The organism is uncultured Cetobacterium sp. (assembly GCF_947038635.1).
GTDB lineage: Bacteria > Fusobacteriota > Fusobacteriia > Fusobacteriales > Fusobacteriaceae > Cetobacterium_A.
This window is the reverse complement of the sequence record NZ_CAMQXC010000011.1, coordinates 13701-36695: the sequence shown is the minus strand read 5'-3', so window position 1 is coordinate 36695 and position 22995 is coordinate 13701. Positions and strand designations below refer to the sequence as shown.

The window sequence follows — 22995 nt, the reverse complement described above, 5'->3', positions numbered from 1 at the left end:
GAGCTATTCCTATATTAAATGCTAATATTTTTGTAAATAATGATAAATAAGTAATTCCATAAAATAGTTTTTTCATTATCTTCATATACCCCTCCAAAATTTATATTAACTTTTATTTTTGCCATGTAATTTCTTTCATGCCCATTTATACCTATTTTTTTTATTCACTCTTTTTTCTCTTTCATACACATCTTTTCAACTTTTTTGCAACTTTTTCACTTTAAATATATATTAATAAAAAAGGTTGTGAGTAGTTACTCTACTCACAACTCTTTTACCATTTATATTCAATATTTAATCCAACTATATTACTAAATTCTTTGCTTCTAAAAGATCCAGTATAATCTATTCCTACTGATAATTTATGATTAAATTTATACTCTGCTCCTACTCTAACATAACCTATATCCTTTCCTATATCTAATCCGTCTATCCTATATTTTGCAGAACTCTCATTATAAAAAGCTCCATCAAACGATTTAAAATCTTCAAAATAATGTTGCCATCCTATATCACCAAAGACACCTATTTTTTCCCATGTCTTTTCATACATTAGTCCCACTTTACTTACAAATGTATTTAATCTATTTTTGTCTATATCTAAAGCATAAGAACCTCCATCCTCTTTATACCCCTCTCTTGTATACCATACATAATCTAATCCTATATGTGGATATAGATAAGATTCTTCATTAATTATGTATTTATAACCTAACTCTGTTCCTATTGATAACAAATGAGAATCAAAATCTGATGATATTGTTTGTACAGTATTTTTTCCTAAAATTTCATTATCTCTATCATATATTTTTCGAGATAAATCATGCTTATTCCAAGAGTACCCAATACTATTTATAGATAACCAATTATTTTTTTCATATGTTAAAAATAGATTTACCCCTATTGTGTCAACGTCCTCTTTTCCACCTTCACCAGTTTTATAGTCTACTTTAGATTTAGCATAACCATAACTTGCTCCTACTAACCATTCTTCATTAATCCTATGAAATGTTCCTCCTGTTACACCCCATGCATCATAAGTAAACTCTGAATTCGAATTACCTGTGTATTTTCCATAATCTCCAAACAAGTCTGCCATTTGAAGATTATTATATCTTTCTCCATTTTCTATTTCTATTATCTCTACGATTGGACTTTGCAAGCTTTCTTTTCCCAAAGTTAATTCTTTATCTGAAATATATGATGGATAAATTATTTGTTCTTTACTTATACTGTGTTTTTTAGGTATAAATGCAATTTTTCTAGCGTAATTATATCCTTGATTCTTTATATACATAGTATTAATTATATCTACATTTGATTGTGTATATTTATCTATACTTTGAGCATACCCACCTTGTAACCCATGTCCTCCTTTGTCTGGAATTGGGGGATTTATTGATGGTGGAACTATTGGTTCTTCTGGATTTATTGGTGGTGGAACTATTGGCTCTTCTGGATCTATAGGATTTGGTGGGTTTATTGGTGGATTTATATTTTCTCTTTCAAAAATTAAAGTTACGTCTCCTGTTATAGGATTATACTCATGCCATGAATCCCAACCAACTACTTGACCTTTGCCAATACTTTCTACTTTAAAATACTCTTCTGGTAAAGCTATATTTCCAGAAGCTTGATTACCATTTATCAAAAGTCCCTTTTCTTGTATTGCTCTTTTTTGTTGTTCACTTAAACCTGATGTAAAAATATTAGTTATCTCTATTCTATTCGCATTTGTTACAAAAAGATTATCTAGTACTCTTTGAGTTATTGTTCCACCATTCATGTTTATGGAGTTTGCTGCTAATGTAGACGTAACATTTTTTCCAACATGTTTAACTAAATTAGCTCCACTTTCAAAAGATACATTTCCTGTTAAAAGTTTATTTATTTGATCTCTATTTACATCTCTTTCTAAAAACACTCCATTTATATGGACACTGTTAAACTTATCTGTTGTTATTGTTAACTTTCCATTTTTCATAACTGCTGTATAATCATTTTTATTAGTATCTTTATGATAATCTAAAACCAACTCCTCTTTTATCTTCCATACAGTTTCACTTGAAGAATTGTCTCCATCAAATACTAAGTTTCCATTTTTATCTAAACTTACTGTATTTTTCCCAAAAATTATATGAGAAAATGATTTTGGAACAATGTCCCCATATATATTGTTCTCTATTTTTTGTCCTGTATATTCATCATATGTATCAACAAAATGTAGCGTATTATTTCCCAAACCACCACTTACTTTTCCAAATATTTCAGATCCTGTACCTAGAGTTATTGTATTATTTCCCTCTCCACCTACAATTGCTATTTTTTCATTTTCATCAAATCCTAAAGCTTTTAATAAATTTTTTCCTTCCTCTGTTTTTGTTACTCCATCAGGATTTATTAATCCATGATTTATAAAGTATGAATTATTTCCAACATAAACTCCTATATTTCCTTCATTTTTTATTCCACCTTGTGCATTAATTTCTTTAAATTTTTTTAATATCTCATCTTTATTTTCAATATTAGAATTTAATATCCACTCTTCAAAGTTTCCTTCTCCACTATCTAAAAAGTTTTCTATAATCTCATTTTTTGAAATTTCATCTAAAATTGTTTCAGCTAATTTATTTTCTATTTTTTCATCTTTAGATAAATTTACTAAAATATTTAATATATCTATTCCATTTAAATCCCTTCCTCTATTCTCTCCAATAGAGTTATTTAATATATAAATTCCATAATCTCCTTGATTTTGAATTAGACCTTTATTTAATAATTTTCCTTTTTTATCAGTTGCCATTCCATAATTTCCACTATTTTTTATTCCACCATTAATATCGAGAGATATATTTGAGTATATTTTTTCAAATTCCTCATCGTCTTTATTTTCTATTTGATATAAGTGTAAAAGAATATCTTCTAAGTATAAACTCCTTCCTAAATTTTCTATTAAGCTTCCATCTCCCTCTGAATACATACCATAATTCCCTTGATTTGAAACTAACCCTCTATTTATAGCCTTAGATTCACTTTTATTATCAGTTAAAGCTACCATTCCATAATTCCCTATATTTTTTACACCACCATTTAGTTTTATCTTTACTTTCCCAGCCCAACCATCTTTATTTTTTATATAATCATAACCATAATCAAAATCTATTCCTTCGTTTATTAATAAAGCTTCACCCCCATCTAAAGCACTTCCTATCATTCCATAATCTCCTTGATTTTTAACTAAACCTATTCCTAAAAGTGGCTCTATTTGAAATGGCTTTTCTGGATCTTGACATTCTAAGCTATTTGAATCTATTGAACATCCCTGATTTAACTTTTGGGTATTAATTGTATTTATTCCCTCTACTTTTCCTCCATTTTGAGATAAAATACTCATACCATAATTTTTTTGATTTTTTATCCCATTTTCATTTTCATAGAATAATATTTCCGCATCTTTCTTTCCTGTTTTTGATGTGTAAAAAATACTCTCTTCACCACCAAAATTTTCTATTTTTGAATCAGAATCTTCTCCTATTGATTGAGCTATCATTCCATAATCTCCACCATTTGCAACTAATCCATAATTTACTTGCTTTGATATACCTTTATTCAAAGATAAAGCTGCCATTCCATAATTCCCTTTATTAGATGTTCCATCTAACGATTTATTAATCTCTTCACAAAATTTTTCAAAATTTTTTATATCCTCATAATCATTTACTATATTTCCATCTTCATTTAAAATATATCCAATAATAGAAAAATTTATGTGATAACCTTTATTTTGACCTAAAACTTTTGTATCTTCTCCATTTGCTTCCACATACATTCCATAATTTTTACCATTTTGTATTAATCCAAAATTTGAAATTATAGATTCGCTATTACTTTTATTATTTATAGCTGCCATTCCATAATTCTCTTTATTAAAAATACCTTTTTCACTGCTATTAAAAATTTCTTTATTACCATAAAAAAATTCACTCTGTTCCCAAGTACTTCCAAAATTTATAGCTACTCCTCCATTTGTAGATAACATTCCATAATTTTTTAGATTCTCTATCTTTGCTATATTCCAAATTTTAAGTTTCTCTTTTATAACTACTCCATTTTCTTTACTATTGATTTCAACTATATCATTATTATCAATAACTCTATCGTTAATGTAAATTGTAGAATTTGTATTATTAAATAAATTTTCATCAATTTCAACTCTTTCACTATTTATATCTCCTATTATTGGTAATGAATATGCAACTCCCCCTGTTACTAAAAATACAACTAACAGGCTTTCTGTAATTTTAACTCTTCTTTTCAAGCTCCTTTTTACAATATTAGAAATATTATTTAAGTTTTTCATATCACAGCCCTCCCTATTTTTTATAATCTTATTTAGATTTTCCTTATCTTTTTAAATTCTCTTACTTATTATTTAAATTTTGCTTTCACATTTTTTGAAATAAACTTATTATGAAAAATAATTTCGTATTTATTTAACTTTTTTTAGTTCTATGATATAATTCTCTAAAACAGAGGGGAGGTGTTAGGTTTGTTTAAGTCTTTTTTTCTATTTTTTCTTATATTTTTAAATACATTTTCATTAAATTTAACTAAAACAGAAAAAGCTTGGATAAAAAATAATAAAAATAAAACTTTTTTAGTTGATATATATAGTCCAAACCATGTTTATTTATATAAAAAAGATTCTGGAGAGTTAGCTGGAGTTTATATGGAGTTCTTTCAAAAATTAGAACAAAAAACAGGATTAAAATTTAAAATACAAGATTCTGATAAGAGAGAGATGAAAGAACTTTTAATTAATGGAGATGGCGATATTCTTTTTAACATTGCCAAAACTCCACAAAGAGAAAGATTGTATTTTTTTCTTCCAACTTATAATACATATAATGTTGGATTATTTGTAAAAAAGGGAAAAACGATTGATTTAAATAATCTTAACAATTTAAATATTGCTCATGTAGAAGGTACATCTGACTCTATTCTTGTAAAAGAGTTTTATCCCCACCTAAAAAACTTAATTCCTGTTCAAGATAATGGAAACTTTGGTTTTTCATCTTTAAAAAAAGAAAATATTGATGCTATCGTTGGAAAAAGTAGCAATGATGTTTTTAAAAACTATACTTTTATTCCTTTAGATGAGATTCCATCATCACAACTTTGGATGGTTGTGAATCGAAAATATCCCATTTTAAAGGATATTATTGAAAAATTTAATATTGATTTTTCCGAAAAAGATGTTGTTAAATCACTAAAAAAAGAGCGTTTAATTTTCTACAAGCAACTTTTAAAAAATGATACTATCATTGAACATTTAAAGAAAACCTATAAAAGTTTTAACATATTAACTCCTGATACTGATAATATAGCTCCTCTTTTTTACACTTCAAAAAAGGGATACAGAGGATATGTTGTAGATCGGCTTAATGAACTTTCATATTTAACAGATATCCCTATTAACTATATAAAAAATTCTGAACAAAACTATGACATTAAAGCAATTGATACTAAAGTTTTTGATTCTCCTGAAAAATTTTTTATTCCATATTATGCATCACAATTAGCAGCATTTTCTCTAACAAACAGCAATTTTGTTGATTCATACTCAGATATTAAAAATAAAAAAATAGGTCTTTTATCCTATGAAAAACTTAATAAAGATGAAATTAAAAATTTAACTAATACTAATACTTTTAGAGTTTTTAAAGATACTACATCTGCTTTATTAAGTTTAATTAATAAAGAGATTGATTATCTTTATGGAGATTTTAAAATTGTTTCAATGGCTATTTCAAATGAATATTTAGAGGATAAAATTAAAGTTGCTGGTTTTTTTAATAAAATTACTCCTATTGGCTTTGGAGTAAAGGAAGATCCTAACTTAGCTACATTTATAGATAAACTTTTTCCTAGCCATCTATCTGAAAGTAGAATACTTTATAGTGAATTAGTTATTCCAAAGAAATTCTCACCTAACTATAAACATTTTATTGTTATGTTTTCTATATCCTCTACTATTATTCTGATTCTATTTTATTTCTTAAGAAAAACAATCATAGCAAGTAAAAAAGAAAGACTTATCACTCGTGCTTTAGTTGAAAGTTTTGAAGCTGCAAATGAATTTAATGATGAAGATACTGGAAATCATATTTTAAGAGTTAACCTTTATTCTAAATTTTTAGCTGAAAAACTTAAATGTCATAAAAAATTTATTAATGAAATTGGAGAATATGCTTCTCTTCATGATATCGGTAAAATTGGAATTACTGACTCTATTCTAAAAAAGCCTGGAAAACTTTCTCCTTATGAGTTTGAAGAGATGAAAAAACATGTACTTTTTGGTAAAAAACTTGTTGATAAGATGCAACTAGGTCCGATAGCTCAAAATATTGCCCTTTATCATCATGAAAGATGGAATGGTAAAGGTTATTATTATGGATTAAAAAATGAAGAAATCCCTTTAGAAGCTAGAATTGTTGCTTTAGCTGATGTTTATGATGCTTTAAGACAAAAAAGAATTTATAAAAATGGCTTCTCTCATGAAGAGGCTATTGAAATAATAAAAAAAGAACGTGGTCAACATTTTGACCCCGCTCTAGTTGATATATTTTTAGAATTTGATGAAGAGTTTAATAAAATTTTTATTGAACATTAATTTTATTAAAAACTATATTCCAACCTTTTTTATTATTTTCTAAATCATAAGGTTTAAATCCAAAATCTAAATATATTTTTATAGCTACATAGCTACATGTTTGCGTGGAGAGGTATAGTCCCTCTCCCATTTTTTTATCTTTAAATATAAAAAGCAGTTTTGATACTAAGGCTTTTGCTAATCCTTTTCCACCATGCTTTGGATCTATTGCAATCCAATGTAGTCTATATTTTTTATCTTTATCTTTTGGAAAATATTTTCCCTCCCAAATAGCTCCAGTTCCTACTAGTTCACCTTTTTCATCTTTAATAAAGACCATAACCTCTTTTAAAAAATCTTCATTTTGTAAAAAAACCTCCTTGAAATAAAGCTCTCCCTCTGATTTTTCTAATATATGTTTTGAAGATAATTGAATATCAACCCATTTATCCATCATTCCAGGTTCATACATTACAAATTCATATCCTTCTGGAAGTTGTTTATCATTAAAATCTAAACTCTCTTTAATCATAATTAAATGTATATTTTCTACACTTCTATCCATTACTCTCCCCTTTTTTTAAAAAATACAACATAAATATTGTTGATATCACTCCTATTGATAACGATATTAAAAATCCTATTTTATTTTCTATCAATGGCAATATTATAATGCCTCCATGAGGTACTATTGATTTTACTCCTAAAATCGAAGCTGCTCCAGCTCCAATTGCTGCTCCAATAACAGTTGTAGGTAGTACAGCTATATCTCTTGTTAAAAAAAGTAAAGCTCCCTCAGTAATACCTAAAAAGCCTAGAAGTATTGATATTACTCCCGCTTCTCTCTCTGTTTTAGAAAATCTATTTTTCAATATAAACTGTGATAATCCCAAAGCTAATGGAGGAGTTGAAATAGCTACAGCTATTGGTCCCATTACGTCTCCTCTTCCATATTCAATTGTATTTACAGCATAAACATATGCAACTTTATTTATTGGTCCTCCTAAATCAACTCCAATTAATCCACCTAAAACAAAATTTAAAAATACATTATTCTTATCATCTAAACTGTTTAAATAGATACCAAGTTCATCTAATATAAATTTCATTGGTCCTTGAAAAACATAGTAAAGTCCCATTCCTACAATTAAAGTAGATAGTATTGGAATTATAACTAGATACATTATCGAAGAAACCTCTATAGATATCTCAATCTTTTTTAGGCCATTTATAAAATATCCTAAAACAACACCTACTAATATTCCTCCAAACATTCCAAGACCAATTACTCCAGATAGATATCCTAAAATAATTCCTGGTATAAACCCTACACTTCCTGATATTTCTTTAGCTATATATCCTGATAAAAGAGGTGGTGCCATTAAAAAACTATACCCACTTAAATCTTTTAAAAATTGATTATCTGTATATAATGATATTACCGATAAAATTCCACCAATTATAAATACTGGTATAACTTGAATTATACTTTTTAATACCCTTTTTCTCATAAAAAAACTCCCACGTACTTTTTCTTAAATAGTATCATGGGAGTTTTATTTCATCAATATATTAATAGTTTTCTAACTATTGTTTCTTAAATTTCTTTAAAATATTTACCATTATTGCACTTATTAGAGATCCAACTACAATTGCTATGACAAACATCAATTTATTATCTACAACTGGTAATACAATAGGTCCTCCATGAGGTGCATGATCTGCAACTTTTCCTATTGCTGCAATAACTGCTCCAACTCCACTTCCAACCATTATAGATGGAATAACTCTAAATGGATCTGCTGCTGCAAATGGTATTGCACCCTCAGTAATTCCAATTAATCCCATTGCAAAAGCTGCTTTTCCAGCTTCTCTTTCACCAACTTCATAATTTTTCGGTGCCATCATTGTTGCTATTCCCATACCAATTGGTGGAATACAAATTGCAACTGCTATTGGTCCCATTACTGTTGGAACTCCTTGTGTTATCATTGCTGAACCAAATAGGAATGCAACTTTATTTATTGGACCTCCCATATCAAAAGATATCATACATCCTAAAATAAGTGCTAAAAATACTGATCCAGCTTCCATTCCTTTTAGTACATCTGTTAACATATTCATAAATCCACTAATAGGTGCTCCTATGAAATACATTATCACTCCAACTAAAGATGTTGAAACTAAAGGTATCACAAATATTGGCATAATTGGTTTTAATCCTTCTGGAACATTCCATGATTTAACCCACTTAGCTATATATCCTGCAGCAAAACCGGCAACCATACCACCTAAAAATCCTGCACCAACTGTATTTGCTAAAGCACCACCAACAAGTCCTGGAGCAAGTCCTGGTCTATCTGCTATACTCATAGCTATATATCCTGAAAGAATTGGTATCATAAGTCCAAATGCTGCAACCCCTAAATCTAGCATTGATTTAAAGAATGGATTTGTTACATCTGCTCCTGACCCAGCTTTAATTCCTGATAATGCTATTGAAAGAGCTATTAAAACTCCTCCACATACAACTAATGGTAACATATGAGAAACTCCATTCATTAAATGCTTATAAATTCCTGTTTTCTCATTCTTCGGAGTCTCTTTTTTTCCATTAGAAGTAGTTTTATAAATCTCTCCCTCTCCATTTAATGCCTTTTCTATTAGTTCTTTTGGAGCTCTTATAGCTTGTTTTACTGGAACTTGAATAACTTTTTTTCCAGCAAATCTGTCCATATCAATTGTTTTATCTGCTGCAACTATTACACCTGTTGCTCTTTTTATATCATCTTCTGTCAATTCATTTTTTACTCCAACACTTCCATTTGTTTCAACTTTTATCTCTACACCTAACTCTTTACCTTTATTTACTAAAGAATCAGCTGCCATATAAGTATGAGCTATTCCAACTGGACAAGCTGTTACAGCAACTACATATCCCTCTCTTTTTTCAGAAGACTTTATAGTTTCTTTTTTCTCTTCATTTAATATATTTAAAATCTCATCCTCTGTTTTAGCATTCTCTAACTTTTCTCTTACCTCATCATCTAAAAGTTTATTTGTTAATTTAGATAGTGTTTCTATATGAGAATCTGTTGCATCTTCAGGTGCTGCTATCATAAAGAATAGTTTTGATGGCTCACCATCTAAAGAGTTAAAGTCTACTCCATTTGATCTTCCAAAAGCTACAGCTGGCTTTCTTACTGCTTTTGTTTTTCCATGAGGAATTGCAATTCCTTCCTCTAATCCTGTTGATGATGTAGCCTCTCTAGCTTTAACAACTTTTAAAAACTCATCTTTATCCTCTAATGCCCCACCATTATCTAAAACATCTACAAGTTCTTGTAGTATCTCATCTTTTGTTTTTCCTGTTAGTTTTAGTTTTATATACTTTTTCTCTAACATTTTTTCACTCCCTTATTTTCTTTGTCTTATGCTCTCACTATACATTATTTCTATTTTTTCTGTCAAATTTGCTATTTTTTAATTTTTGTTTCGTCTATAATAGATTTTTTATTTTTTTATTATCTATTTTTTAATTTTTGTTTCGTCTATTTTTATGATAAAATGAATTAAAAAAATTAAAAAAAATTTTAAAAAAGGAGAACTCATGGATTTTAAAATCTCTAATCAAAATATAATCATCGATAAACGAACTTCTAGATTAGAAAATACTATTTTTTTAAACATACTCAGTAACATTGAAAATGATAATAAAGATCATTTGCTATTAAAAAGCAGTAATTTTAAAAAAATATCCTCTTCAGATCTTTTATTGGGTCTTCAAGGTTTAATGGAAAAGTATATATCTTATTCATATACTGATGAAAATAATAGAGAGATTTTCACAACTTTTCCTTATGTCTCTTTCTTTACACAAGTTGAAAATGACTACTATGTCACTGTACCTCCAATGGTTATAAATGCTTTTAAAAAAAATTCTCTTGAAAGTTTTCTATCTCTTAAAACTTTTTTTTATTTTAGAAAAAAATCCTCTCATAATTTTTTTAACTTAGTTTTAAAAAAGAATTCAGAAAATATCAATCTAATTTTAAGTATTGATGAATTAAAAGAAATTTTCAATATTAAAGATGAAGCATATGAACGTTTTTTTGATTTTGAAAAAGTACTATTAAAACCTCTAGTTGAAAGTATTAATTCATATTCAAATTATATGCTTATTTATAATAAGATAAAAAAAGGAGAGTCTAAAAATAATAAAGTTACTGCTATTGAATTTATTTTAAAAAATAACTCTCTCATTGAAAAAAATGCTGAAACTAACTACTTAATTCAACTTATAAAAAGCAATATTGAAGATTATAAAAAAATTTGGGAAAGCATTAATTCATGCATCAATGATATCGGTTTTATTCAATGTAAAAGAGCTATTCTCTTTTTAAAAGAAAACAACCTTACTCTTTCAGATGATGAACTAATAAACTATTTAAAAAGAAAAGGAGAAAATATTGAAGAGATTTTACAATTAAATAATCATACTCTTATTAAAGAAAAGATATCTCTATATAAAGATGTTGCAACTTTTACTAAAACTATATATAACATAATGATTGGTTATAACTTCTACTACTCTTTAAATTTTAAATTTCTAAAAGATATTAAAGAGTTTAAAGAGGGAGATACCTTCTTTTATAGAGACGAAAACTATATTGTCTTTGGAACTTATATTGAAAATCGTGGAAGCTTTAAAATTTTTCAAACTCAAAGTTAAAACTGTATTAATACGCTTTAGTAAATCGATTTGCTTTTTTATTTAACATAAATGTATAATCTCAATATGGCCATAACAAATTGATAGGGAGGTTTAATTATGTTAAGATACGAATTAAATAAAAACTTAGCTCAAATGTTAAAAGGTGGAGTTATTATGGATGTTACTACTCCAGAGGAAGCTATTATTGCTGAAAAAGCTGGCGCTTGTGCTGTTATGGCGTTAGAACGAGTTCCTGCTGATATTAGAGCTAATGGGGGAGTTGCAAGAGCCTCTGATCCTAAGATGATTAAAGAGATTCAAAAAGCTGTTTCTATTCCAGTTATGGCAAAAGTTAGAATTGGACATTTTGTAGAAGCTCAAATTTTAGAAGCTTTAGATATAGATTATATTGATGAAAGCGAAGTACTATCTCCTGCTGATAATAAATATCATATTGATAAAACAAATTTTAAAACCCCTTTCGTTTGTGGTGCTAAAAATCTTGGAGAGGCTCTTCGAAGAATAGCTGAAGGAGCTAGTATGATACGTACTAAAGGAGAACCTGGTACAGGGGATGTTATTGAAGCTGTTAAACATATGAGAGCTATGAATGAGGAGATTCGAAAAATTCATGGTGCTTCATCTGATGAACTTTTTAATATATCAAAAGAGATTGGAGCATCGTATGATTTAGTTAAATATATACATGAAAATGGTAAGCTACCTATTGTTAATTTTGCCGCTGGAGGAATTGCAACTCCTGCTGATGCAGCAATGATGATGCAACTTGGATGTGACGGGGTATTTGTAGGATCTGGTATTTTTAAATCTGGTGACCCTTCTAAAAGAGCTGCTGCTATAGTTAAAGCTGTTACAAATTTTAATAATCCTAAAATATTAGCTGATATTTCTCAAGATTTAGGTGAACCTATGGTTGGTATAAATGTTTATACTCTAGATGAAAAAAATAAGATGTCTGATAGAGGGTGGTAATATGAAAGTTGGTATTTTAGCACTTCAAGGAGCTTTTATTGAGCATGCTAACACTTTAATAAATCTTGGTGTTGAGCCTATACTTATTAGAAACTCTGAAGATTTAAAAAATATTGACGGTTTAATTCTACCTGGTGGAGAAAGTACAGCTATTGGAAAACTTCTAATTGATTTACATTTATTATCTCCAATTAAAAATCTTATTGAACAAGGGCTTCCTGTATTTGGAACTTGTGCTGGGATGATTCTTTTAGCTAAAAATCTTAGTAATGATTCTAGAGAACATCTAGGTACTATGGATATCACTGTAAAAAGAAATGCCTATGGTAGGCAAAATGATAGTTTCTCTACTCGAGAGGGTTTTAAAAATATTGATTCAAAAGTTGAAATGGTTTTTATACGAGCTCCATATATTGAAAGTGTTGGTCCAAATGTTGAGGTTTTAGCAAAAGTAGACTCTAATATAGTTGCTGCTAGAGAAAAAAATATGTTAGTTACATCTTTTCATCCTGAACTGACCTCAGATTTAAATGTACATAAATATTTTTTAGATATAATAAAAGAGGTTAGATAAACTAACCTCTTTTTTACAATATAGCTGCTATACTACCTAAAGAAACTATTCCTTCATAACCCATAATAACAACTATTGCTATTCCAAATATAGTTAATATAACTGAATGTCTATAATCTCCTACAATCTCCTTTTTTCTTGAAGCAAGTAGTGTAATTCCTAAAGTTATTGGCAAAATCAATCCATTTAAAGCACCAGCTAATAAAAGTAACGAAACTGGTTTTCCGATACTTGCCATAACCAGTGTTGACAATAAAATAAATCCTATTATAAAACCTTTTTCATGTTGAAAAACTACTGGAAAAAGAGTTTTCAAAAATGAGATTGAAGTATAGGCTGCTCCTACTATGGTACCTAAAGAGGATGCTAATATAACTATCCCGAATATTTTATAACCTATAACTCCTGCACCTTGCATAAATGCTGAAGCTGGAGGATTCTCTGGATTTAATGTTGCTCCTGTTGAAACTACTCCTAAAACAGCTAAAAATAATACTATTCTTATTATCGAAGCTATGCTCACTCCAATTAATAAACTTCTATCAATACTATTTAAATTTTCTTTCCCTTTAATATTTGCATCTAAAAGTTTATGTCCTCCTGCAAAAATTATATATCCACCTATAGTTCCACCTAATAAAGTCAATAATGAGAAACTCAGATCTCCATATGATTCTGGAAATACTGCGCTGTATGCTGCTTCTGATATTGGTGGTTTACTTTCTAAAGCTACATAAGATATAACTAAAATCATTAAAATTCCAAGTATTTTAGTAAACTTATCTATAATCCTTCCTGCATCTTTTGAAATAAAAATTAATGCTCCCACTCCACCAGCTAATAACGCTGAATATGTAAGATCAATTCCAAATAGTACATTTAATCCTAGAGCGGCTCCTCCTACATTCCCTATATTAAAAGCAAATCCACCTAAAACTATTAATATGGCTATTAGGTATCCTAATCCAGGAACAATTTTATTTGCTAAATCCTGTCCTCTTAATCCTGATACTCCTATTATTCTAGAAATATTTAATTGTACTATTAAAGTTATAACTATAGAAACTAAAATAGAAAATGCAAAATTAGACTTAAACTGCTCTGTAAAAATTGAAGCTTGAGTTAAAAAGCCTGGTCCTACTGCAGACATCGCCATTAAAAAAGCGGCACCTAAAACAGCACCACCACTCTTTGAACTCATATTGTTTTTCATAAAAAAATCCCTCCGTAAATTGTAACAAAATAACTTGCTCAGTTATTATATACCTTTGTTACTTCTTTTACTAGAGGGTATTTTAATTTATTTTATTTCTTACATATATCTTAATTTTAGATATATTCCTGCTACTACTAAAGTTTGTACAGCTATTAATGCACCAAACTTTAAGAATTTTACGAAATCTATTTTACATCCTGATTTTCCTGCTACTCCAACTGCTACTACGTTTGTTGCAGAACCAAGAATAGATATATTTCCACCTAAACATGAACCAAAAGATAGTGCCCACCAAAGTGCATCTGTATGAACTCCTTTAAATGTAGGAGCCATAACATCTATAATCTTTGAAACTGTTGCAGCATTTGCAACGTTTCCAATTACTGATGTAAATAATGCTGATAAAGTCATAACAGACATTGTTGCAAACTCAAAATTTCCTTTAGTTAATGCAATCATCTTATCACTTACTATATCTATTACATGTATTTTTTCTATTCCAAGTACCATCATAAATAATCCAATAAAGAAGAACAGAGTATCCCACTCTACGTGCTTAAATATATCTGCTGGTTTTTTCTTTGCTAATGTTACAAGTAAAAATGCTCCACTTAAAGAGATTATTGCTAGCCCTTTATTTATGAAGTTATTTAAAATAAATCCTAAAATTACTAATGAGAAAATTACTCCTGCTTCTCTTAATAATTTTTTATCCTTCAAACTTCTACTTGGGTTCATCTCCATAATTCTAGCTTTTAACTCTGTTGAAACATGGAAATCTTTACCATAAATAAAGTAAACATTTACTAGTAATATAACCATTGAGATTATTGCTACTGGTGATGTATTAAATAAAAATTCATTAAATCCTAATCCACTTTCATGACCAATAATTAGTTGTGTAGGGTCACCAATCAATGTTGCAGTACCACCGATGTTAGCTGCCATTATCTCTGTTATTACAAATGGGAATGGATTTAATTTTAACTCTCCCGCTAGTAATATAGATATTGGTGCCATTAGTAAGATTGTTGTTACGTTATCTAAAAATGCCGAACAAACTGCTGTTACTATTGCTAGGAAAACTATAAGTAAAAATGGTTCTCCTCTAACAAATTTTGCTAATGTAATAGCAAACCACTGGAACACTCCTGTTTCAGATATAAGATGAACTATTATCATCATACCAATTAATAAAAATAAAATCTCTAATCTACTTGCTATAGCGTGTAGTGCTTGCTCCTCATTAAAAATACCTACCATTGACATTGCTAGTCCACCAAGCATAGTTGCCCATGCTCCAGGTACTTTTTCTGTTATGATACAATAGAACACTGCTATAAAAATACCAAGCCCTAATATTAAGCTTAACATAAACATTCACTTCCTTCTTATATATGTAATATTTTTCTTATAATATCTGATCTTAAAATAATTCCAAGATACTTTCCACTTTCAACAACATATATTCTCGTTACACCACGGTTCATAAATAGATACGATACCTCCATTAATGAAGCCTCTCTATCAACTGTTACAACGCCCTCTCTTCTATATAACTCTTCGATAGTTGTTGTTTTTTCATTTATTAGATAGTTTTCAAATGGCTCTCCTACAGTCATGAAGTTTAAGTCATTTAAAATTGTTGTATATTTTGGCATTCCAAAAGCTATTAATTCTCTTTCAGTTATCTCTCCTAAAAAGTTATTATTCTTATCTACCACAGGAATTCCGCTAACCTTTTCCATTATTATTATTTTTGCAATGTCCTCTAAAGTATTTGTTTCTTTTACTGGTTTTGGTATATTAGTCATTAAATCTTCTGCTGTAATATTATGATCTACTTCAATATTTGCAGCTTCTAATATTTTAATAGTTTCAATTGGGTCTTTTTCTTCAATTATTCTATCTAAAATAACCTTATTTTTCATAGCTAATTTAGAGATTCCTGACATTATCTTTAATATTTTTTTACCTTTTAAAACATCAGCTATTACAAGAATAACTATTTTTAACTCTTCCTCTTTGTTATCAAGTGTTTTTACCATAACTGGTTTTTCTGGAAATCCGATTGCCACTAAAATATCATCATAATGCTCTAATCTTGCATGTGGAATTGCTACTCCGTGTCCTAGATAAGTAGATGCTTCTTCCTCTCTTTTTAACACAGCTTTTTTCATAATAGCCTTTTCAGTTTTTAATGATTTGTTATTTTCAACAAGTTGATCTAAAAGATTTTCTATCAATTCATTGATATTATTCCCTTTAATGTTTGGAATAATTACTTTTTCCGATAGATAGCTAGACAGCTTCATTGGAACACCTCCGTTTTTTTACACTTATTTATTTTTTGTTCATTTTTAGTATAGCACATTTTTTCAAAAAGTAAATACTTTTTGAATCATGATTCAACTTTTTTTTTAAATTTTTTGAAGGAACCCTCTTTCATCCCTAGTATAATAGATTGAAAAAATAACTTATTTTAAAGGAGAGATTAATATGAAAAAATTATTAGCTATGTTAGCTTTATCTTTGGCAATGGTGGCTTGTGGGGAAAAACAAGATACAACTCCAAATGATCCTAATCCACCTGTTCAAACTACTGACCTTGCTCAACCAGCTCAAACTACTGATTCTCAAACTGCAGATCAACCAGTTGAAGCTATTGAAGAAACTGTAGAAGAGCAAGTTCAAGAAGTTACTCCAGCTAAAACTGCTCAATAAAAGATTTAAATTTTTTTAACTAAATATTCCAGTTAGAAAAAAATACAGGTCTCTACTAAGAGCCTGTATTTTTTTCTGTAAGCTTTTTTATAAATTCCAGGTCTTTTATAGGTTTACTAAAAATATATCCTTGTCCAATATCAACATTCGCTTTTTCTAAAAATTCTAGTTGTAACTTTGTTTCTATTCCTTCTGATACAATTTTAAGATTTAAATCCTTTATAAGTCCAATCAAAGCCATATATATATTTGACGCTATCAAATCTCCCTTAGTTCCTACTGCATCTAAAATACCTTTATCAAATTTTACAACATCTAAAGGTATCAATGGTAGTAAACTTACCGTAGAATGACCTGCTGTAAAGTCATCCATTGAAAATGATATGTTTATCTTTTTTAATTCATTTATTTTTTCTAACGTTGTTTTCAGATTTGTTGAAAATATAGATTCTGTTATTTCAATTTCTATAAAATCACCAGAAATTTTATTTTCTTTTAATAAATTTTTAATTACAGAGACTATATCATCTCTTTCTAAAGATTTCATAGATAGATTAAAAGACATTTTAAAATTAAAATCAATTAAATTACTTTCTTTTAATGTCTTTACGAATTTTATAGCTTCGCCCGCTATTTTATAATCAATTAAATGTATTAAATTAATTTCTTCTGCTATTGGTATAAATTCTCCTGGAGATATAAATCCTAAATTCTCATCTTGCCATCTTGCTAATGCTTCTGCTCCAACAATTTTCTTATTTTTTATATTAAATTTAGGCTGATAAACTCCATACAATCCTTTTAAATTCTTATTTCTTAAGAGATATTTTATTGAATATTCTCTTTCTTTTTTCTCTATTAATTCTTCTGTCGCTTCAAGGTAGTAAAAACTACTTTTTTTCTTTACCTCTTCCATAGCCATATACGCATATTTAAAAGATGTCTCTAAGTCTTTATTAAAATTTTTATGAAATCCAATGCTTAAATCAACTTGGTAACTTAATTTTAAAGAATACATTTCTTTTTTTAATCTTTCCAGTCTTTCAATTAAAAGTTCATCTTCACTAAAAATATAAAACTCATCTCCTGAAACTCTAAAAATACTTTTATTTTTAAATATTCTTTTCAGCTTATCTGCAACTATTTTTAAAATATCATCCCCTGAACTTTGTCCATATTTATCATTAATCTCTTTAAAATTATTAATATCTATTACTAAAGTAACACCCTTTATCTCTTTTTTTTCATAAATAAAATTTAAAAATTCAACTCTATTTGGAAGAGTTGTAATTAAATCTTTTTTTAATTCTTTTGTTATTTTATGATTTAAAAGCATTTTATATATTGAAATCATTGCAAATACTAAAGATATTGATAGTAATAAATATAAAACTTTATTAGTTATTTGAAATCTTTGATACTCATTAAAAGCCTCTTGTTTTTTAATTATATTTGCATCTTCCTCTATTTTTCTTAAACTCAATCCATTTTTAATACCTTTATTTATTATATCTTTCAATATTTCATCACTTTTATAAAGAGCCAATGATATAGGTATTTTCATAAACTCATTAACTTTAAATTTACTAGTATCCATTTTATTAATATCAAATAAAAAAGCTGCATTTATTATATAATTATTCAAAGCTTTTTCTAACTCATCATAACTTTCAAAAAGCAAAATATTATCTTTTAAATAATATTCTTGTACAAAACTCTCCTCTATAGATCCTTTTACAACTCCCGCTTTAGTATTATGAGAAAAAAAACTAGATACTTTATATAAAATAGGACTATATATTGGATTGGTAAAAATAATATCTTCATCCCACTCTCTATTTTCTGGTAAAGGAACTACTCTGATCTTTTTCTTCAAAAAATCATTATATATATTATTCCAATTATTATTTCTATCATTTACTATTTTAAAATTTACACCTGTTCTCTTAGAAAATCTTTCTATAAAAAATGGAATAACTCCTACATTTTTTTTTAAACTTTTTGAATAATAACTTAATGTATTATTTGGCTCTAATGCTATTGTAACTTGAGAAAGAGCACTTAAGTACTCTCTCTCCTTATTTGTTAAAGATTCTAAAAATTTATTTTTATATATTACATTAGATTTTTTTTCTAAATGTTTAGTTATTTCTCCTTGATATTTTTCTAAAAGAGCATTATTTACTATTATACTTAAATCTTCTAATTTTTTTTGTAAACCTATTGATATATCTGGAAGATACCCAATTTTTAAAGTATTTTCCCATCCTACTATATTATACTTTGAAGTCAAAAATATTTCGTTACTTTTAAAAAAACTATCTTCAACTTCAATTGTATTAACTTTTATATCATTACCTCTTAAAAACTTTTTTAAATATCCTGTATGAATAGATCCCTTAGTAACATAGATATTTTCTCCTTCTATACTCTTTAAATCATTTAAATTATATCTATCTATATTTGAAGTAGCTAAATAGATTGAATCATCATACAAAGGTAAGCTAAATACACTATTTTTCTTTCTTTCTTCACTTTGGGTCATCGTTCCTAAAATATCAATCTCTTTTTTATTGTACATTGAAAGTAAGTCATTCCAACTACCTCTTACTATTCGTACATTTAAATGTAAATAATTTTTAAATAAATCTTCTATTATAGTATTTAGTGATTGATTATCTATAACAGTATTGTCAAAATCTGATGCCTTCAAACCTAAAACCAATTGGTGTTTTCTATAACTTTCTAGAATTTTTTCCTCTTTAATATTTTTAGGTATATAATTAGCAGCTAATAAAACTTGAGTCAAAAGAAAATATAATATAAAAACCTTTAGCATTCATCCTCCTACTTTTTTATAGATAGACTTTTATTATATCAAATCCTACTAAAGGGGTCAATTTAATACTCAGGTTTTTACTAATACTTCTTTTACCAGCTTCCGCCTCCACCTCCACCAGCTCCACCTCCTGATGATCCTCCCCCCATTGATGAACTTCCCCCACCAAAATTGCTCGGAGCCTTTGGTGCAGATAACATTATGTCATTAAATGCAGATAAAGAGTTATTAAAGCTACCCATGAATGCACCTAATACAAATGCATTACCCATACTAGAACCACCGTACCACTCAGGAGGTTGAACTACAAGATCCTTAAATTTATCAGCCCAAATACTGCTAACTCCTAGAACTATTGTATATGGAAGTATATTATAAAAATAACTTGGATTTTCCTCTAATAACATCTCTAATTTTCTTTTCTCTGCTGTTTCTAGAAATCTTTTAAAACCAAGTATTTTTCCTAAAATTTCATTTCCATACTCTGTTCTACTTTTTATTTTTCCACTTATGGCTAAAGTTACTAATACTGATATTCCACCCAATATAATAGTTATAGTTGTATCTAATCCTGCATTTGTACCAAAATAATAAAAGTATCCAAAACTAGCAGCTACTATAAATAATATAGATGTCCTAACTGTATTTCCAGCTCTTAAACTCTTAGAACTATATAAAGTTTTTTTACTCATAATCAAATCTATTTCTAAAATCTCTGCAGCTTTGTCAATATGCTTGTAAAATCTATTTCTTAAATCTCTTATATTTAATTTATTCTCTGAGTTTTTATATGCAGATAGAGCATTATACATATATTTTTCAAACTCTTTTTCAGTCTCTATCCTATCTTTTAAAAATTCGATCTCAAATTCATCTTTTGTAAACAATCCACCTTTTTTTAACTCGTTTATTTTTAAATAGCCTGCATTAGCCCAATAAAAAATCAAACTTGTCAAATCTTTAGAATGAATAATTCCATCTATATAATATCCAATCTCTGTTGGTGTAAGATTATCCGGAGGATAAAACTCAACAGTTTGAATAACACTATCTCTATCTTTATATTTTTTCAAAAGACCGAATGCCATTCCTGGAATAAGAATATATATTAAATATAAAACACCTTTAAATAGATAGAAAGTTATTTTTTGATCTGTAAAATTAAAATATCCTTCTGGTAACGGTAGAGCTATTGTAACACTCTCTTTTGGATTTAGAACAACAGTTGTATGACCACTGATTGTATTACCATTTATAGTCCACTTTACTCCATTGGTATTTGTACTTCCATATCTTCCTAATGTAAAATTCACTTTACTACTATCAAAACTCTTAGGTAACTCTATGGAGAATTCAACTTTTTTTATAGTTGTATCCCAATCGTTTCCAACTAAGTTATAATAAACTTCATCATAACTAGAGTTTCTATCCCATCCTATATTATAATTATATTTTATTATATAATCTTTGATTCCTGTTAAATATCTATTTGGATCTCCTAATCTTAAATAAATATAATTTCCTTCATCTTTTGCAGCTGTTTGAACATTAGTTTGTATATTTGTAACTTTTATCTCTTTTCCATTAAACTCCTCTGGAATTACTCTATATATTCCTCTCCTTGGCTGTAAAAAATCCACTCTTATATTTTCATCAACACTATAGATATTTTTATCATCTATTTTTATGTTTACCTTATAGTTATCAATAATATAGCCTGCATCTGCAAAAATTGATGCAAACAAAAGAAAAAATAAACTAAAACTGAACTTTAACATTTTGTCTTTCCTCTTCATTTTCAACTTTAAAGAATGGATATTTCTTAAATCCAAAGTTATTAGCCACTATAACACTTGGAAATGTTTCACACATTGTATTATAAACTCTAACACTGCCATTATAATATTTTCTTGCTTGTAAAATATCCTCTTCTATTGCTACTAATTCTCCTTGTAATTTCATAAAATTTTCATTTGCTTTTAATTCAGGATAGTTTTCTGTTAAAGCAAAAAGTTTTCCTAAAGCTCCTGTTATCATATTTTCATTTTCTATTTTCTCTTCTGGAGTTGTAGCAGTCATATATTTATTTCTAGCTGCTACTACAGCTTCTAGAGTGCTTCCCTCATAATTTTTATATCCTTTTACAGTTTCTACTAAATTTGGTATTAAATCATATCTCTTTTTTAAATATGCATCAATTGTTGAAAATGCCTCATCTACAAAATTTCTTTCCTTAACTAGCTTATTATATGCTCCTATGATATAACCAATTAAAATAACTAATAAAACTACAAATACTATTCCTAAAATCATAAATTTCCTCCCTATTATTTTTTTCTTTTATGTATTATACTATATTTATTTTTAAATCCTTATGAAAACTTTTTATCTGGAGGCTTTTTACATGAAGAAAAAAATTTTTACATTTTTAGGCTTTCTATTTTTAGGTTTTGGAATCATTGGTGCTTTTTTACCTATAATTCCAACAGTACCATTTATACTTATTGCTGCATACTTTTTTGAAAAAAGTTCAGAAAAATTCTATAACTGGTTACTTACTAATAAATATTTTGGTGAATATTTAAAAGATTATAGAGTTAATAAGGGAATTACTAAAAAAAATAAAATTATCGCTATAGTATCCACAATTTTTGGAATGACATTGGGAATGTTTTTCATGCCCTTTATCCTTGGTAAAATTTTACTTTTACTAATTCTTGTAGGAGTTATTTTTCATATTATTAATGTTGATACAATAAAAAAATAGGTTATAGTGACTAACTAATCCTTCACTATAACCTATTTAACTAGCTACCTATAAACATCTGTGTCCAAATATTTTTTCCATACTCATCTCTTGAAACTCCCATCTCTTTAAAACGTGGATTTAGAATATTTTTCCTATGTCCTGGAGAATTCATCCATGATTTCATAACATATTCTGGAGTATTTTGACCTTTTGCTATATTCTCTCCACCAGTCATATAATTCACTTTATGTTTTTTCATTAAATCAAAAGGTGTTCCGTAAACAGGAGAATTATGACTAAAATATCTATTTTTATGCATGTCATCAGATTTTATTTTAGCCAGTTTATTTAATTTTGAATTTAATTTCATAGGACTTAGTCCTCTATTAACTCTTTCCTTATTAACTAATCTTAAAATAACCTTTTGATCCTCATTAGCTCCAAAAACCAATGTTCCTAAAAGAAAAACCATTATTACTAGTAATTTTTTCAATTTTGCCTCCCTATTATAGTTTTCTATAATATATCTTAGCA

17 protein-coding genes are annotated in these 22995 nt (G+C 27.9%); 6 read left to right on the top strand and 11 right to left on the bottom strand.

The genetic code is table 11. The features are described 5' to 3' along the window. Positions 1-274: 274 nt before the first annotated feature. Positions 275-4360 (bottom strand): autotransporter outer membrane beta-barrel domain-containing protein, encoded by a 4086-nt coding sequence (locus tag Q0V08_RS02435; RefSeq protein WP_297431779.1) that lies wholly within the window; start codon positions 4358-4360, stop codon positions 275-277. 189 nt (positions 4361-4549) lie between these two features. Between Q0V08_RS02435 and Q0V08_RS02430 the strand changes: the two genes are divergently transcribed. Then, positions 4550-6673 carry an HD domain-containing phosphohydrolase gene (locus Q0V08_RS02430; protein WP_297431777.1) on the top strand — a complete coding sequence of 708 codons (2124 nt, stop codon included), beginning with the start codon at positions 4550-4552 and terminating at the stop codon, positions 6671-6673. Here the strand turns inward: Q0V08_RS02430 and Q0V08_RS02425 are convergent. The 3 genes from Q0V08_RS02425 to Q0V08_RS02415 all read right to left on the bottom strand — a co-directional run bounded on the left by Q0V08_RS02425 (position 6660) and on the right by Q0V08_RS02415 (position 10057). Continuing rightward, entirely contained in the window at positions 6660-7217 is a 558-nt protein-coding gene (locus Q0V08_RS02425; RefSeq protein ID WP_297431775.1) for a GNAT family N-acetyltransferase, read from the bottom strand. The genes Q0V08_RS02430 and Q0V08_RS02425 overlap by 14 nt on opposite strands. Beyond that, positions 7210-8163: a PTS fructose transporter subunit IIC gene (locus Q0V08_RS02420; protein WP_297431773.1), complete on the bottom strand. Its 954-nt coding sequence runs from the start codon at positions 8161-8163 to the stop codon at positions 7210-7212. The genes Q0V08_RS02425 and Q0V08_RS02420 overlap by 8 nt, the downstream gene beginning before the upstream one ends. 76 nt (positions 8164-8239) lie before the next feature. Further along, complete coding sequence (locus Q0V08_RS02415; protein WP_297431771.1) at positions 8240-10057, bottom strand: fructose-specific PTS transporter subunit EIIC; 1818 nt, start codon at positions 10055-10057, stop codon at positions 8240-8242. A 205-nt stretch (positions 10058-10262) separates the two neighbouring features. Between Q0V08_RS02415 and Q0V08_RS02410 the strand changes: the two genes are divergently transcribed. The 3 genes from Q0V08_RS02410 (at position 10263) to pdxT (ending at position 12933) form a co-directional block, all read left to right on the top strand. Continuing rightward, complete coding sequence (locus Q0V08_RS02410) at positions 10263-11384, top strand: replication initiation protein (RefSeq protein WP_297431769.1); 1122 nt, start codon at positions 10263-10265, stop codon at positions 11382-11384. Between the two features lie 99 nt (positions 11385-11483). Further along, a complete protein-coding gene (gene pdxS / locus Q0V08_RS02405; protein WP_297431767.1) occupies positions 11484-12359 on the top strand; it encodes a pyridoxal 5'-phosphate synthase lyase subunit PdxS in 876 nt (291 codons plus the stop codon). Between the two features lies 1 nt (position 12360). After that, on the top strand, positions 12361-12933 hold the full coding sequence (gene pdxT, locus Q0V08_RS02400) for a pyridoxal 5'-phosphate synthase glutaminase subunit PdxT (protein WP_297431765.1): 573 nt from the start codon (positions 12361-12363) through the stop codon (positions 12931-12933). A gap of 13 nt (positions 12934-12946) precedes the next feature. Here the strand turns inward: pdxT and Q0V08_RS02395 are convergent, their stop codons facing one another. From Q0V08_RS02395 to Q0V08_RS02385, 3 genes are all read right to left on the bottom strand, one after another. Beyond that, positions 12947-14146, bottom strand: a complete 1200-nt coding sequence (locus Q0V08_RS02395; protein ID WP_297431763.1) for an NRAMP family divalent metal transporter — start codon at positions 14144-14146, stop codon at positions 12947-12949. 99 nt (positions 14147-14245) lie between these two features. Next, entirely contained in the window at positions 14246-15523 is a 1278-nt protein-coding gene (locus Q0V08_RS02390; RefSeq protein ID WP_297431761.1) for an ArsB/NhaD family transporter, read from the bottom strand. Positions 15524-15540: 17 nt separating this feature from the next. Then, positions 15541-16464 carry a CBS domain-containing protein gene (locus tag Q0V08_RS02385; RefSeq protein WP_297431759.1) on the bottom strand — a complete coding sequence of 308 codons (924 nt, stop codon included), beginning with the start codon at positions 16462-16464 and terminating at the stop codon, positions 15541-15543. A 184-nt stretch (positions 16465-16648) separates the two neighbouring features. On the opposite strand from Q0V08_RS02385, the gene Q0V08_RS02380 reads away from it, so the two are divergent. Further along, a complete protein-coding gene (locus Q0V08_RS02380) occupies positions 16649-16873 on the top strand; it encodes a hypothetical protein (protein ID WP_297431757.1) in 225 nt (74 codons plus the stop codon). A gap of 55 nt (positions 16874-16928) precedes the next feature. On the opposite strand, the gene Q0V08_RS02375 is transcribed toward Q0V08_RS02380, so the two are convergent. The 3 genes from Q0V08_RS02375 to Q0V08_RS02365 all read right to left on the bottom strand — a co-directional run bounded on the left by Q0V08_RS02375 (position 16929) and on the right by Q0V08_RS02365 (position 22025). Then, entirely contained in the window at positions 16929-19712 is a 2784-nt protein-coding gene (locus Q0V08_RS02375) for an EAL domain-containing protein (protein WP_297431755.1), read from the bottom strand. A gap of 92 nt (positions 19713-19804) precedes the next feature. Then, complete coding sequence (locus Q0V08_RS02370) at positions 19805-21490, bottom strand: DUF2207 domain-containing protein (RefSeq protein ID WP_297431753.1); 1686 nt, start codon at positions 21488-21490, stop codon at positions 19805-19807. Continuing rightward, positions 21471-22025, bottom strand: a complete 555-nt coding sequence (locus Q0V08_RS02365; RefSeq protein ID WP_297431751.1) for a LemA family protein — start codon at positions 22023-22025, stop codon at positions 21471-21473. The genes Q0V08_RS02370 and Q0V08_RS02365 overlap by 20 nt, the downstream gene beginning before the upstream one ends. 91 nt (positions 22026-22116) lie before the next feature. On the opposite strand from Q0V08_RS02365, the gene Q0V08_RS02360 reads away from it, so the two are divergent. Continuing rightward, a complete protein-coding gene (locus tag Q0V08_RS02360) occupies positions 22117-22479 on the top strand; it encodes a YbaN family protein (protein ID WP_297431749.1) in 363 nt (120 codons plus the stop codon). A gap of 40 nt (positions 22480-22519) precedes the next feature. Here Q0V08_RS02360 and Q0V08_RS02355 read toward each other — a convergent pair whose 3' ends face one another. Next, the gene (locus Q0V08_RS02355) at positions 22520-22954 is read right to left on the bottom strand and encodes a CAP domain-containing protein (RefSeq protein WP_297431748.1); all 435 of its coding nucleotides are present in this window, start codon (positions 22952-22954) and stop codon (positions 22520-22522) included. Positions 22955-22995 lie beyond the last annotated feature (41 nt).